Here is a 14,971-nt window from a genome sequence, read left to right as displayed (position 1 = left end):
TTGTTCCTGCTCCCAGATGCGGTAAGGTCTCATCCCCTTATGGCACTCAAAGCCACCATCCACAAAGCCAGTCTCAATATCTCCGACATTGATCGCAATCTCTACAGCGATCACAACCTCACCCTGGCACGGCACCCTTCTGAAACGGACGAGCGGATGATGATCCGCCTGCTCGCCTTTGCCCTCAATGCACCGCCTAACAATGACCAGGGCCTGCTCGAATTTGGCAAGGACATGTGGGAGCCGGATGAGCCCTGCTTGGTGCAAAAAGACCTCACTGGCCTGTTGGTGCACGTCATCGAAGTAGGTCAGCCGGATGAAAAACGCATCACCCGCCTGTGCAGCCGCGCTGCCCGAGTTTCCGTTTACAGCTTCAGTTCCAGCACCGCCACCTGGTGGAGTGGCATCGCAGGCAAGCTCACGCGCCTGCGCAACCTCACCGTCTGGCAGGTGCCTGCCGAACAAAGCCAGCAACTCGCCGCGATGTGCAAGCGCTCCATGAGCCTGCAACTCACTCTTCAAGACGGCGCACTCTGGGTCGGCGATGGCACGGACTCTGTCGAAATCACCCTGAGCTGCCTTTACGGAAATCCCGATGCCTGATCAGGCCGCAGGATTCAGCCGCCAAAGCATGAAATTCAGTGCCGTCGCAAAGCTCACCCACGCCAGATAAGGCACAAAAAGCAGCCCCGCCATCTGCCGCACCCGCCAGAAGCTCAGCAGCGTGGCAAAAATGGCCAGCCAGAGCATCAGGATGACCACGAGCGCCCATCCCAGCTCATGCGCGCCAAAGAAAACAGGCGTCCACACAGCATTCAGTGCCAATTGAATAAAGTAGAGCGTCAGCGGCCCCTTCTGCCCGCCAAACCCACCCCGCTTCCACACCAACCAGGCTGCAACCGCCATCAGAGTATAAAGCAGGGTCCAGGCCGGCCCAAAGACCCACGCGGGCGGATTCCACGACGGTTTTACCAAACCCGCATACCATTCTCCCGGCGGCGCAAAAGCCCCGAAAGCCGGAGCACAAAAGGTGATCACCAGGAAGCCTATCAGAGCCAGAACAGAGCGGAGCTTGGAGGAGGAATTCATACACCGTTCACTATACGTAGCAAAGTCCCTCAGCGGCTGTTTTCCCGATCAGGCTGGATTTCATCAATCCTAACTTGATCGGGAAAAACCATCATCGCCACTTCATCATCAGGCAGCGCCCGTGATCTCGCCCACCACTTTCATTGTCGCGCCCTGGCGCTCGTGGACAAAGTCCATCGCCTTCTTCACCTTGGCGAGCGCAGCCGGGTAATCCGAATCAATGGCCAGCAACGTCTCCGCCATTTTTTCCACGGGCGTTTCATCAAACTCCAGCAGCCATTCACCCAAACCGATGTCCTTGAACATCCAGCACTTGGGGCTGTGAAATTCCGAGTAGGTGTGAATGATCGGCGTACCATTCGCCAGTGCGATGATCGGCGAATGCGGTTCATGGCAGACAATGGTGTGAGCACGAGCGAAAACGGAAGCCGCCTCATCCGCATTCCAGAAGGTCTCCAGGTTCAATACGTTCTTTTGGATCTCTGGCGGCAGCAGGTCGTAGATCAATCGTTTGTTATGCACCATCTCCTTCTTTACCTCGGGGGCGATGAGCACCTTCTTGCCGGTCTTCTGCACCCACATCGTCACCAGTTCACGATACTTCGCCGCGCGCCTTTCATCATCGGCCACCATCTGCGGCGTCGGGTTCAGAGGATTCAGCGGCGGATTGTCCACCCCTGGGTGCTTAGCTGTGTGCGTGCGCAGTTGCAGAGTGATGAACTGCCGATCCTCCAGCCCCAGCTTTTTCATGGTTGCGAGACCGCGTTCCTCATCGCGCACATCAATGCCGAAGCAGCCATCCGGGCCAAACTCCAGCACGGGAGTCTTCACACCCGCGTTTTTCAGGATATCCAGCGTCTTGGTTTCACGGCAGTAAATGAAGGCCGCATTGTTCAGCAGCTTGATGCGTTCTTCCGCACCTTTTCCTTCCACCATGTTGGGGAAAAAGGACTGTCCATAGAGACCGTAGGGCTTGGCCGCGTCCCGGCAATATTCCATGTAATCCGTGCCCTGGCCCATCCCGGAATTGCGAATGAATAAGTCACATCCTGCGATGGCTTCCCGCAGCGCAGCATCCTTTTTACTTTTCCCGGCCAGCCCACCCTGCACGATTTCCACTTTAGGAAAACGCTTGCGCAGCAAAGCCTCCACCCGCTCATCCAGCTTCGATGCCCACAGCACCACGCGCACCTCGGGTAGATGCTCCTCCAGAATTCTCAGCGTACCAGGAGTGTGACCGATGTCACCAATGTTGATCGTATCCCATGCAGATTGCAGCAGGACAGTCTTCGGCTTGCCAGAGGCAGCAAAGGCGGAACCGCCCAAGGCGGCGGTGACGGAGGCGATAAAATGGCGGCGTGTGGTCATGGTCAGTAAGTTCTAAAGAAGGCCGTACGGCATCGCCTTTGGACATTCTTTTCGACATTGTGCCCGCCCCCTGGGCCGATGTCACGCAAACATCGACAGCGCGATCTTGGACTTGGAGGTGATCTCCTTCGGCGTGCCACCAAAAAGCCTTTTGAACTCGCGGCTAAACTGCGATGGGCTTTCGTATCCCACCTTATTTGCCGCCTCCGCCACCGCCATGCCGTTGACCATAAAAACCTGCGCTTTATGCAGGCGGATCGTCTGCAAATAACGCAAGGGTGGATACGAAGTCACCGCTTTAAAATGGGCATGAAAAGTGGAGACACTCATGCCCGCCTCCCTCGCCAACGAAGCCACATCCAGCGTGCTTCCAAAATCCAAATGGATGCGCCGCATCGCCCTGGCAATCTGGCCAAAGCTGCTCTGCGGCGTCGCTAGCGCACGTAAGGCCGGTCCCTGCCCGCCACACAGCGCACGATAGGTCATCTCACGAATGATGTGCGGCCCCAGGATACGCGCTTCAAAAGGTGACTGAAGGCAACGCGCCAGCCGCAATGCCGCATCCCCCAGCTCAGGTGTCAAAGGCATCGCATCAATGGCCTGCTCCGGTGCCATAATCGCCGAAGGCGGTGTATCCATCTCCAACAGTAGCTCGGCAATCGTCGCCGGATTCACCCGCACGGCCATCCCCAGCATCGGCTCCTCTTTGGACCCAATCGTCTGGCACTCGAAGGGCAGCGGCAGCGATAGCACCAGGTAATGGCTAGCATCATAAGTAAAGGCGCGGTCCGCCAGTCGCCCATGTTTGTACCCTTGCGCGATGATGACAATGCTCGGGTCATACGAAACCGGTGCACTGGGATAGGTCTCCGTAGAATACATCAAGCGCACATCTGGGAGGCTGGAAACACCAAAACCCTCTTCACGCACAAGCTGACCCAGCACAGTAGCCAGAGGTTCATTAGCCCGATGCTTAGGCGTTGGTTTAGCTTTTTGAGTGATGCTTTTCATCTGGAGAATCAGGCGACCTTTAAGCGCATATTTCCACCAAAGATACATCCGCTCATAGAATCAGGCAAGTTTTCTGGATGAACGTGCCTTGTTTTCAAAAGGCCGGTTGTGGCATGATCACCACAGTTCTGAATCACGAAACAGGACACCTCAAATCCACAACGCACGAAAAACATCATGAACGGCTTGAATCAAAAAATCGCATTGGTTACCGGCGGCAGCCGCGGTCTGGGTCGCAACATCGCCCTCCAACTTGCCCGCAATGGCGCAGACGTTGTCATCACATATCGCAGCCGCAAAAGTGAAGCCGATGCAGTCCTCGCAGAGATCGCCGCGCTAGGTCGAAAAGCCGCCGCCTTGCAACTCGAAGCTGCCGACACCACCGGCTTCCCGGTCTTCGTCTCCGCATTGGCTCAGACACTGGAAACCACCTGGCAGCAGAAGCACTTCGATTTCCTCGTCAACAATGCCGGCATTGATTCCTCTGCACCCTTTGCTGAAACCACGGAGGAGAATTTCGATGCTCTTTTTAATGTCCACTTCAAAGGCGTTTATTTTCTCACCCAGAAGCTGCTGCCGCTCATCGCCGATGGCGGCTCCATCGTCAATCTCTCCACAGGGCTCACCCGTTTTAGCATTCCTGGTTATTCCGCGTATGCTTCCATGAAGGGTGCCATCGAGGTATTTACCCGTTACCTGGCCAAGGAACTCGGGCCGCGTCGTATCCGGGCAAACACCGTGGCACCCGGCGTCATTGAGACCGACTTTACCAAGGAAACCTTTGAACGCCCAGGCGCGAAAGACTTCCTCGCCTCCCAGATCGCCCTTGGCCGTGTCGGCGTGCCCGATGACATCGGCGGCGTGGTTGCCTTTCTCTGTTCTGAAGAAGGCCGTTGGGTCAATGCCCAGCGCCTGGAAGCCTCCGGCGGCATGTTTCTTTAATCTTCACCCTAACAACAAGCACTTATTTAAAACACACATTAAACACCATGAACACATCTAAAGTTATTCTGATCACTGGAGCCAGCAGCGGCATTGGCGAAGCCACCGCACGTCATCTCGCCCAGCAAGGCCATAAAGTAGTGATGGGCGCCCGACGCACCGACCGTCTCGAAAAACTCGCCCAGGAAATTCAGGACTCAGGAGGTAGCGTTGCCTATCGCACGCTGGATGTCACCAGCCTTGAAGACATGCAGGCCTTCGCGGCCTATGCGGAAGAAAAATTTGGCCCGCCGGATGTCATCATCAACAATGCCGGTGTGATGCCACTGTCTCCCCTCCATGAACTGAAAGTGGGAGAGTGGAACCGCATGATTGATGTCAACATCCGCGGTGTGCTTCACGGCATCGCCGCCGTGCTCCCCGGCATGCAGGCCAGAAAAAGCGGCCACGTGATCAATGTGTCCTCCATTGGTGGCCACCAGGTGTGGGCCACCTGCGCCGTTTACAGCGGCACCAAATTTGCCGTGCGCGCCATCTCAGAAGGTCTGCGCCTGGAAAACAAGGACGTGCGCGTGACCATCATCTCCCCCGGAGTGGTGGAGTCTGAGCTGGCCGATACCATTTCGGATCCTGCCACCAGGGAGGCCATGGCGGAGTTTCGCCAAATCGCCCTCAAGCCGGATGCAATCGCCCGCGCCATAGCCTACACCATCGGACAGCCTGCGGATGTGGATGTGAACGAGATCATCATCCGTCCCACCGCCGGAGCACAATGAGCCAGTGTCTTTCACGCCGCACCCCGCAAAAGGGTGCGGCGTGCTGATTCCTGACTCCGCATATTTAAGGCTTGATTTACCAATCCTGGTTAGGTGAAACTGCCCCATCGTCAGGTGTCACTTTATGAAAGCGATCATTTCCTCAATCACCCTGGCCGTCTTGGCTTCAGGGTGCCTCCTGGCCGGGACAGCGGCTCCATCCTCCACCTCACGTTCATCCGCTCCAGGTCTTCTCGTGCAGGAATATCCGCGCCACGGTTCCCAGATGAACAATCAACACCAGTTTCAGGTGTCGCTGGACCAGCTCGGCCCACCCATTGGCCAGCCGCATATTGCTGAGTCTGTGCATCCCTGGAAATGGACCACCAGCCGCAATGCAGTCGCCAGCGGGTTTTTGGAGATCCAGAAAGACGGCGACTATGCCTTTTCCACTCGCAGCTTTTACGACCGGGATATCCTCCTCATCAATGACAAAATTGTATGCGGCTTTCGCGACGGAGATAGCAATGTGAATTCGCTGCCTTTGAAAAAAGGCCGGGTGAAATTTGTCTCCATCGGCGTGGTGGAATCTCGCGGCCAGGACTCCGGGATTCACATCCTATGGAAACCTCCAGGCCAGTTAGAATTAAGCCCTATCCCACCGGATCTCCTCACCCATGAAGTGACGGAGGTACCACCCATCGCCATCAAACCTGCACCCAGGCTATGGTGGTCCGGGCTGGGTCCGGTTCCATCGTATCTGTTCTGGGACAATCAACCTAGCTCGACTCCCCCAGCTACCACCTTGACACATACGGAAACGGAGGATTCCCGCAGCAAGCCTGCACCCCGGCTGCGTGCGATGGAACTGATCACCGTCACCAACGATTACATCGTCGAGGCGTACCGCAATGGGGTGAAGATTCACGATTCTAGGCGCACCCTGCTGCATGAGCACTTCGGTGCCACCGTGGAAAGAATCGCCGTGGATATGCGGCCTGGAGACTGGCTCGTGTTCCAAGTGGTGCATAACCGCCTGCGCTGGGGTGGCTCCCGTTACTTTGCCGTGGCAGGCATTCTCGGGCCTAACCAATACGGCTTCGTGTCTGATCCCTTTTCCACCGAATGGAGCACTTGCGACGATCCCGCCCGTTCGAAAGATTTCATCACTCAGCGTGATTCCGGCATTGGCCAGCGCGCCAATGCCATCGCCAAGCCTTGGGCAGATGGAGACGCCTTCATGCACCAATTTGCCGGGAGCGCTTTTCCTGGCAAGCCCCTGTGGGGCGCAGGTTCTTCCACCTGGATCAAATACGTAGCCGCATCCGCATCCCCCCAGCCAACTATCGTCGCAGCCCTCAATCAGGGGAAAAGCAAGCCTGTGGAGGAGGGACTTAAACTTCATCAACCACCTCCCGTCCCTGCAAAACCTGCGGTGGCAACCCTCGGCTCCCCCCTCATACGCCGCCCCGTTCAGATCCTCTCCGCCACTTACGGCACAGGCGGAAAAAATGCCGATGTCACCGCCGCTGTGAAAGAGCATGTGGAAGTGCATCAACGAGACTTCACCGTCGGCCCTCCAGACCTGGGCATTGATCCCAACCCTTATTGGAACAAAGGCCTGCACATTGTTTACATGAAGGATGGCGTGCGCCGCGAGCAGCATCGCAATGAAAATGAGCACATCCTGCCCCATAGCTTCTACGGCCCGCAGGACAAGGCTGAACTCCATTCCTGGATCCTCGCCTCCCGGTGGCGGAGTGAGAAAGGTGAAGTTCAGTTCAATGCCGACGGCAGCCTCACCGGCCCCGGTCTTGAAACACCAGCATTATGGGAAACACTCGCTAACAATAAGTTGCGCATCGCCTGGTCGGCGGAGGAAAAAAGAGAGTATGTCTTTAACCATTCCTGGTCCGCTTTCAGCGCCACCGAGGATGCCCGGGAAGTGTTCCGCCCCATGTGGTGATTCATCCCTTCGGCCCGGCAGTGATCAGATGCTGCGCCAGGAAATCCGCCGCGTTCGTCTTCGGCTCTTCCTGGTCCTGCAAAACGATGCAGGGCACCTCTGCGGCAGCGCAGACTTTGTGGACCTCCCGCGCATGGTGGATGCAGTGTAGCCACTCCCCCCGGTTGGTAGGAGCTTCGACAACTTGGCTGTTGTTCACCAGTAGCGGAGGATCATCGCGAGTGATCCAGGACAGCATGTCACACTCTTTTAAGATAGCCTTGCCGGAATCGGTCTGAAAAGACTCAATGGAAGGCAGATGATAAAACAACGCGGCCTCCATTTCACTGGTGCCAAATTCAGGCTTGGTCGGCCCCATGAAGGATTCCCAGCGTGACACATCATACGTGGCCTGTGTGGCATTGCACACCGCGCAGCTCAGGCGTGTGGATTCACGCAGCACCGGGTCGGCGGATTTCGGATCCGCCAGATCATCCCGAGTGGCCAGCCACAGAGATGTACCCGCACCGGCTGAGCCGCCGATGGCTGCAAAGCGCGTCTTGTCCAGCTTCCACTCATCCGCATGAGCACGGAGAAACTGCACGGCACGGCCACAGTCCCGCAGAATGTCCTGCACCGGCTTATCCGTCAGAAAAGGGTAGTTGATCGCCACGCAGGAGATCCCCTTGCCTAGCAGCTCCTGCATCGTCTTCTCGCCCGCCCAGCGGCTCTTGTCTCCGTTGCGGAATCCTCCCCCGTGGATCATGACCACCACTGGGGTCGGCCCGGTCGCGCCTTTTGCCAGATAGATGTCCAGCTTGTTCCGCTCATGCGGGCCATAGGCTACATCGGCCGCATCCGGCTTCAGTGCACCCGCTTTCACGGGAGAGGCGGGCACCGCCTTCTTCTGAGCTAGAAAGGCCTTCGCCTCAGCCATCGTCAGGATGCCGTCCTTGTCCGTATCCGCCGCCGGATACAGTGCCAGCCCTTGTTTCAAACGCTCGTTGTTTTCAGAGGTGATCTCTGCATGACCAAGGGTGCATGAACCAGCCAGCAAAAAACAAAAAAGTCGCGTGTACATATGAAAGATTAACGTCCTGAAACGCTGGTTAGGCGGACAAGTTGCGCCCTCGGCAACGAATAAACCAGCCCCCCTTAGCACACCCGATGCGGCCACTTTACGTCCTGTAAAACCATGGATGATCCTGCGATCCTTGCACAATCTCCCCTAGCCAGACGTTACTCCTCCCAGATCCTCATGCCTCGCCTGTTTGCCTTCTTCGCCCTTGCCCTGCCAGCGTCGCTTTCCGCCGCATCGCTCGATTTTCAACGCGATGTGCGTCCCATCCTCTCCAATCATTGCTACCATTGCCACGGCCCCGATGAGCAATCCCGCAAAGGCCAGCTCCGCCTGGATGTCCGTGAAGACGCCCTTAAAGCCGGGAAATCCGGCGAAGTCGCCATTATCCCAGGCCAAGCGGACAGCAGCGAGATCATCCACCGCATCTTCAGCCACGATGAAGATGAAATCATGCCGCCACCCGAGGCCAAAAAACCCATCACCGATGCCCAAAAGGACATCCTAAAACGCTGGGTCGCTGAAGGAGCCGAATACTCCCCTCACTGGGCCTTTGCCAAACCAGTCGCCAGCCCAGTCCCCGAGGGACGCCATCCCGTGGACCACTTCATTGAGGCAAAACTCCACACTGCCGGTCTCACCCTCGCCCCGGAGTCCTCCCCTGAAGCTCTCATCCGCCGCGTTTATCTGGACCTCACCGGCCTGCCTCCGACTCCCGAGGATGTCACAACCTTTGTCCAGGATTACCAGTCTCCCAAATCCCAGGAAGTCTATGAACGCCTGGTGGACGCCCTTCTGGCCTCACCCGCCTATGGTGAGCGCTGGGCTCGTCGCTGGCTGGACCTCGCCCGTTATGCCGATACCAACGGTTATGAAAAAGACCGGGAGCGCAGCATCTGGCCTTATCGCGATTGGGTCATCAAGGCGCTCAATGACGACATGCCTTTTGACCAATTCAGCATTGAGCAGCTCGCTGGTGACATGATCCCCGGAGCCACCCTGGATCAACGCATCGCCACCGGTTTCCATCGGAACACCATGCTCAATGAAGAAGGCGGCATTGACCCCCTGGAGTTTCGTTTTCATGCCATGACGGACCGCGTTGCCACCACCGGTGCCACGTGGCTGGGCCTAACCATGCAGTGCACCCAGTGCCACACGCATAAGTTCGATCCCATCACCCACACCGAATATTATGGAATGATGGCCTTCCTGAATAATGCGGACGAGCCGGATCTCGATCTGCCTGACCCAAAAATTGCCACCCAAGAAAAAGCCAATCTCGCCCGTGCCGCCAATTTTCTCAAAAGACTCCCCTTCAAATGGCCGAACGCCACGCCTGAAAACAATGCGGAGACCGCCTTCGCCAAATGGCTGGAAACCGAACGTGCCCGCACCGTCGCCTGGCAGACGCTGAAACCGCAAAAGGCATCGTCCAATATGCCGCTGCTCAAAATCCAGCCTGACGGCTCCGTCCTGGCTTCGGGGGACATCACCAAATCCGACACCTACGATCTCACTCTGACTACTTCTGAGCAGCCCATCTCCGCCATACGCCTGGAGGCCCTGCCTCACGAAAGTCTCCCCGCCCATGGCCCCGGCATGTGCAATTACGAAGGCCCTAAAGGCGACTTTTTCATGGGAGAGTTCCAGGTCCTCGTGAATGACAAGCCCGTCAAAATCGCCTCTGCCACCGAGAGCTATTCCAAAAACAATTTTGGCAAAAATCCTGCCAATGCCATGCAAGCCACCGATGGCGATCCCCAGACAGGCTGGAGCTGCGCTGCCCGTTATGGCGAGCGCAACGAAGCGGTCTTTATTCTCTCAGAACCCATTCCCACAGGGGCAGAGATCCGCATCCGGATGTTCTTTGGCCGCCATTACGCCTGCCCGCTCGGCCACTTCCGCTTGTCTGCCTCTTCAGATGCCAAAGCCATCGCTCGAGACATGGACAACTCCATCACGGCACTGCTGCTCAAGCCCGAGCTTACGGAAGCTGAGAAGCAACCTTTGTGGGAGTACTTCCTCCTAACTACCCCGGAGCTAGCCGCTCATTCCAAAACCGTCCACCAGCTCCGCACCCCGCCCGCCTTTCCCATCAGCTTGGTCATGCGCGAGCGACCTGCCGACCACACCCGCCCCACCTTCCGCCATCATCGCGGTGAATTCACCCAGCCGAAGGAACGTGTAGAACCAGTCACCCTGGCCGTCCTGCACCCCTTCCCACAACAGGCTCCCAAGACACGCCTGGAGTTTGCCCGCTGGCTCATGTCCCCAGAAAATCCCCTCACTGCCCGCGTCATCGTCAATCGCCAGTGGGCCACCCTGTTTGGCAAAGGCATTGTCAAAACCGTGGATGACTTCGGCTACCAAGGCTCCCTTCCATCACACCCCGAACTGCTAGATTTCCTAGCGGTGGAATTTGTTAGGCAAGGCTGGTCCATGAAGAAACTCCATCGCCTCCTTGTTACCAGTGCCGTTTATCGTCAGAGCGTCCAGCCTTCAGTTTCCAGTCTTCAAAAAGATCCTGAAAACGAACTGTATTCTCATTTCCCACGCGTCCGCCTGGAGGCCGAGATCATCCGCGACTCCATGCTCAAGGCCGCTGGATTGTTAAACACAAAGTTAGGCGGACCCAGCGTCTATCCTCCTCAGCCCGACAGCGTTACCGAGGTCGCTTATGGCAAATTCCAGTGGACTCCCAGCACCGGCGCTGACCGCTACCGGCGCAGTCTCTACACTTTCAGCAAGCGCACCGCTCCTTTCGCCCTCTACACCACCTTCGATGCCCCCACCGGGGAGTCCTGCCTGGTCAAACGCGAGTCTTCCAACTCCGCCCTCCAGGCCCTCACCATCATGAACGACGTCATCTTCACCGAAGGTGCTCAGGCCCTCGGCACCCTTCTCGCCAAAGCCGGAACCGATGACGTAACCACCATCCGCCACCTCTACCTCCGCATCCTCTCCCGCCCCCCCGATGCCCAGGAAATCCAGCTCATGCAGACCTTCCTCGATACCCAGCGCGCCCGCCTAAAATCCAACGACCTCAACGCCCAGGAAATCACCAATCTCAAAGACGACCTCGCCATCCCATCCGCCCCCTGGACCCTCGCCTCTCGCGTCCTCTTCAACCTCGACGAGTTCATCACCAAAAACTAAAAGAAAAAATCTTTCTACCCCCAATCTTTTTACCCTTCTTCAAATAACTGAGCACTGCGAACTGAGCACTCAGCACTACTTACCGCCCATCCCCATGCTCCCCACCCCCACCTTCTACTCCCGTCGCCACTTCCTGCGCGACTGTACCTATGGCTTGGGCAAGGTGGCTGCCGCCAGTCTGCTCACGGATTCCCTAGCCCAGGCTGCGGGCATCGATCCCCTCCAAGCCCGTGGCCCGCATTACGCCCCCAAGGCCAAGCGTGTCATTCATCTCTTCATGGCCGGTGCCCCCAGTCAGCTTGAGACCTTTGATCCCAAGCCCATGCTCACCAAGTATGAGGGCCGGCCCATTCCGCCCGAGGTCATCGGCGGCCAGCGGTATGCCTTCATCCGCCCGGATGCCGCTGCTCTAGGTCCTCGGTTCAAATTTGCCCAGCATGGTCAGAGCGGAGCCTGGATTTCCGAAATCATGCCCCACATCGCCAAGGTTGCCGATGACCTTTGCATCGTCCGTTCCGTCAAAACGGACCAGTTCAATCACGCCCCCGCTCAGCTCTTTTTCCAGACCGGTTTTGGCCAGCCCGGCCGGCCCTGCATTGGCTCCTGGGCACTTTATGGACTCGGTTCAGACACGCAAAACCTTCCCGCTTTTGTGGTTATGTCCACTGGCTCCGGCCTCAGCGGCGGCACCGCCCTGATGTCCAGCGGCTTCCTTCCCACCATCTACAATGGCGTCCGCTTCCGCAACAGTGGCGATCCCATCCTCAATGTCTCCAGCCCGGCAGGCATTGATGCCCGTGCTCAGCGCGATACCCTGGACCTCGTCAGCGCCCTCAACCAAAAGCGCCTCGGTGTCGTCGGTGATCCCGAGATCGCCACTCGCATCGCCTCTTATGAAATGGCCTTCCGCATGCAGACCAGCGCACCGGAGCTCACGGACCTCAGCAGCGAAAGCAAGGAAACCCTCGAGATGTATGGCTGTGACCCCGCCAAGCCCGACTTCGCCCGTGCCTGCCTCCTCGCCCGCCGCATGATCGAGCGCGGCGTCCGTTTTGTGAACATCTACCACGAAGGCTGGGATGCCCATTCCAACGTCGAAGGCAACGTGACTAAAAACTGCAAAGAGACAGATCAGGCCAGCGCGGCTTTGATCAAAGACCTCAAGCAACGCGGTCTCTTTGATGACACCCTCGTCGTCTGGGGTGGCGAATTTGGCCGCACGCCCATGGTCGAAACCAATCCTGCGTTAGGCCGTGCCCTGGGTCGTGACCACCATCCACAAGCCTTCACCATCTGGATGGCCGGAGGCGGCGTCAAAGGAGGCCAGACCATCGGTGCTACCGATGAGCTCGGTTTCAACGTCATTGAGGATCCCGTCCACGTTCACGATGTCCAGGCCACCATGCTCCATCTCATGGGCTTCGATCACGAACGCCTGACTTTCCATACCCAGGGCCGCGACTATCGCCTCACCGATGTCCACGGCCATGTGGTCAAAAAGATACTCGCCTGATGGACATTATTACTTATTGTTAGGCGTCACTTTCAGTACCGCCAGTTCTCCAGGAGGCAGCTTCAGCGCAAACTGTGTCCTGCTTCTCGCCTTTACTTCTAAAGGTTCCAGCATCTCCGCTGGCTTGCCTTTTCGCGTCAAGCTCACCTCATATGTGCCGGGCTTCAGCAGAAACAGTTCCGCCGTTACCGCACGTTCCTCATGACCGAAATGAAAGAGTTCCGCACCAAAACGTCCGGTGCTGGCTTCCGTCACCCATGCCGCGATGTCCTTCGGCGGGGTATGCCAGCGCACGGCCATTTGTGGGAAGCGCGGTGCATTCGTATCCCCCGTCACCATGCGATAAAGCAACTCATGCTTCGGCTGCATCACGCCCCGGTATTCGTCGAAGGCATAATCCTTGGACAGGAATTGGATAAATCGCATCACCCGGTCAGTGGACCTGACCTCGCTGGTATAACCAGGAAAGTTTATCCGCAGAGCTTCCGCACTTTCCTTCAGAGCCTGCTCCATCTGAGTGCGCCCCTCCGTATCCGTGCGCAAAACAAACTCGCCACCTTCTAGCGCCAGCAGTTCATCGAATTCTGCCGTTCCAGTCAGTGCCTTCAGCCTCGCCAATGTCTTCACCAGAGATCCCACATTGCTGTTGGCATTGGGCCTTGGACCTAGTTGCTCCGCACACCAGGCTTCACTACCCGGTTTTGCTGCCTCCGCAGATGGAGCCTTCAGATGCTTCAGACGTATAGCCGCCATGGAGCGGATAGGATCAAGATACTTTTGGTTATCCGTCTTCAAATAGGCCACAACCAGAGCATCCGTCATCTCCGTGATCACACTGGGCCAAATGTAATAGGTATGCATGAACCCGCCTTTTTTCACAGGCTCCCACCAGTTCTTATTATCCGCACCGGCTACCACTCCATCAGGCCAGCGAATAGCCGCAGGCAGGATACCCGCCGGTTTTCCATTCTCCGCACGGGCCGTGGCCTCCACCCAGGTATCCAGCCAGGCGAGAATAGGTTTGCTCATTTCATCCTCCCCAGATCGCCGCCACATCATCATCGCCGGATGAATGGCCGCCACATTGGCGATGACATCCAGCCCCCGCTGCGGCTGCGGTGCGACGGCGGTGGCACTGAAGTAAAAACTTTTAAACTGAAGCCCCCCACGCTCATTGCGCCCAGTCCATACATTCCCCATGAAGCCTGTCAGCCCACGGCTCCAGTCCTGCCAGCGCTTCTCCTCCGGCTCCAAAACGAGCAGGGGCACCAGATTATCCGTCGTGTCTTCAGCGGCATGTTCCACATCGGTGATCTCTGTGTAAAAACCTCCCTTGAGATGCGGACGGTTCACTGCCGCCTTGGAGAACTTTAACTGCGCTGCTGTGATCTTGGGGTCGTTAAAACCAAGCAGCACCGCTGACCACCAGCGCCACATCTCGCAGTCATCTCCCCAGCCCCCGCCAAACTGTCCGTCCGGCTTTTGGCGATGATCAATCCACCATTCAATGATCTCCCGCAGCCGCTCAATCTGCTCACGCTGCAAGTTTGCCCAAACTGGCGCATCCGGAGATTCGCTCAGCTCTTTCGGCCATGGTATAGCCTCTCCCAGATACATGCGTGGCAGCCTGTTTTCAGGGAAAGCCTCCGCTGCGATGCGGAAGGATTTTACCGCTTCATCCTTGAACCAGGGGCCGGACTTCGGGCTGCTGCGCACCGTGCTATTCTCAATCAAATTCCACGCCAGCATCCGGCCTCGATAGAGGGCAGTGATAGGAAACAAAGGCGACTCACGGCCCACTCCAAACTCATAGTCGCCGATGGTCTCCGGCGGCTTGCCACGGGTGAACCCGTTATATAACTTCAAGGCCCCTTCATTCCAACTGCGAGCAAATCCTGCCAGCGCCACAGCCTCCTTTTTCAGCCCCTCCTCCAGTCCTGGTAGAGCAGCTAGCTCATTTAGAAGCCGTTGTCTTTCCAGCTCATCTTCCGTATTGCCCGCTCGCTGGATGAGTCCCACCACAGCGGCTGAAGGCTCGGCACATGTATAAACCGTGATGGATAACCAGACGACCAAGGATAGAGGAACCAAGGAAATGCGCTTCATAGTTG

At 57.3% G+C, this 14,971-nt stretch carries 11 protein-coding genes; 6 read left to right on the top strand and 5 right to left on the bottom strand.

The window, feature by feature from the left end:
* Positions 1-39: 39 nt before the first annotated feature.
* Positions 40-603, top strand: coding sequence for a YaeQ family protein (locus EI77_RS10215; protein WP_133795166.1), 564 nt, complete (start codon positions 40-42; stop codon positions 601-603).
* On the opposite strand, the gene EI77_RS10210 is transcribed toward EI77_RS10215, so the two are convergent.
* The 3 genes from EI77_RS10210 to EI77_RS10200 all read right to left on the bottom strand — a co-directional run bounded on the left by EI77_RS10210 (position 604) and on the right by EI77_RS10200 (position 3,468).
* Positions 604-1,089 (bottom strand): TspO/MBR family protein, encoded by a 486-nt coding sequence (locus EI77_RS10210; protein ID WP_133795165.1) that lies wholly within the window; start codon positions 1,087-1,089, stop codon positions 604-606. It abuts the gene before it with no gap.
* Between the two features lie 108 nt (positions 1,090-1,197).
* On the bottom strand, positions 1,198-2,457 hold the full coding sequence (locus tag EI77_RS10205) for a polysaccharide pyruvyl transferase family protein (protein WP_133795164.1): 1,260 nt from the start codon (positions 2,455-2,457) through the stop codon (positions 1,198-1,200).
* 81 nt (positions 2,458-2,538) lie between these two features.
* Positions 2,539-3,468, bottom strand: coding sequence for an AraC family transcriptional regulator (locus EI77_RS10200; RefSeq protein WP_133795163.1), 930 nt, complete (start codon positions 3,466-3,468; stop codon positions 2,539-2,541).
* A gap of 177 nt (positions 3,469-3,645) precedes the next feature.
* Here EI77_RS10200 and EI77_RS10195 point away from each other — a divergent pair, with 177 nt between their 5' ends.
* From EI77_RS10195 to EI77_RS10185, 3 genes are all read left to right on the top strand, one after another.
* Positions 3,646-4,410 (top strand): SDR family NAD(P)-dependent oxidoreductase, encoded by a 765-nt coding sequence (locus tag EI77_RS10195; RefSeq protein WP_133795162.1) that lies wholly within the window; start codon positions 3,646-3,648, stop codon positions 4,408-4,410.
* Between the two features lie 47 nt (positions 4,411-4,457).
* Positions 4,458-5,186, top strand: a complete 729-nt coding sequence (locus tag EI77_RS10190; RefSeq protein WP_133795161.1) for an SDR family oxidoreductase — start codon at positions 4,458-4,460, stop codon at positions 5,184-5,186.
* Positions 5,187-5,310: 124 nt separating this feature from the next.
* Positions 5,311-7,131, top strand: coding sequence for a hypothetical protein (locus EI77_RS10185; protein WP_133795160.1), 1,821 nt, complete (start codon positions 5,311-5,313; stop codon positions 7,129-7,131).
* A gap of 1 nt (position 7,132) precedes the next feature.
* Here EI77_RS10185 and EI77_RS10180 read toward each other — a convergent pair whose 3' ends face one another.
* On the bottom strand, positions 7,133-8,191 hold the full coding sequence (locus EI77_RS10180; RefSeq protein ID WP_208300330.1) for an alpha/beta hydrolase: 1,059 nt from the start codon (positions 8,189-8,191) through the stop codon (positions 7,133-7,135).
* 177 nt (positions 8,192-8,368) lie between these two features.
* On the opposite strand from EI77_RS10180, the gene EI77_RS10175 reads away from it, so the two are divergent.
* Together EI77_RS10175 and EI77_RS10170 are read left to right on the top strand one after the other, a co-directional pair.
* Positions 8,369-11,347, top strand: coding sequence for a PSD1 and planctomycete cytochrome C domain-containing protein (locus tag EI77_RS10175; protein ID WP_166647169.1), 2,979 nt, complete (start codon positions 8,369-8,371; stop codon positions 11,345-11,347).
* Positions 11,348-11,441: 94 nt separating this feature from the next.
* The gene (locus EI77_RS10170; protein ID WP_133795158.1) at positions 11,442-12,860 is read left to right on the top strand and encodes a DUF1501 domain-containing protein; all 1,419 of its coding nucleotides are present in this window, start codon (positions 11,442-11,444) and stop codon (positions 12,858-12,860) included.
* A 9-nt stretch (positions 12,861-12,869) separates the two neighbouring features.
* Here the strand turns inward: EI77_RS10170 and EI77_RS10165 are convergent, their stop codons facing one another.
* Positions 12,870-14,966 carry a hypothetical protein gene (locus EI77_RS10165; RefSeq protein ID WP_133795157.1) on the bottom strand — a complete coding sequence of 699 codons (2,097 nt, stop codon included), beginning with the start codon at positions 14,964-14,966 and terminating at the stop codon, positions 12,870-12,872.
* Positions 14,967-14,971: the final 5 nt, after the last annotated feature.

Origin of the sequence: Prosthecobacter fusiformis, assembly GCF_004364345.1 — a bacterium.
In the GTDB taxonomy this organism is placed as follows: domain Bacteria; phylum Verrucomicrobiota; class Verrucomicrobiia; order Verrucomicrobiales; family Verrucomicrobiaceae; genus Prosthecobacter; species Prosthecobacter fusiformis.
The sequence above is the reverse complement of the archived record's forward strand: the minus strand, read 5'-3'. Positions and strand labels throughout refer to the sequence as shown.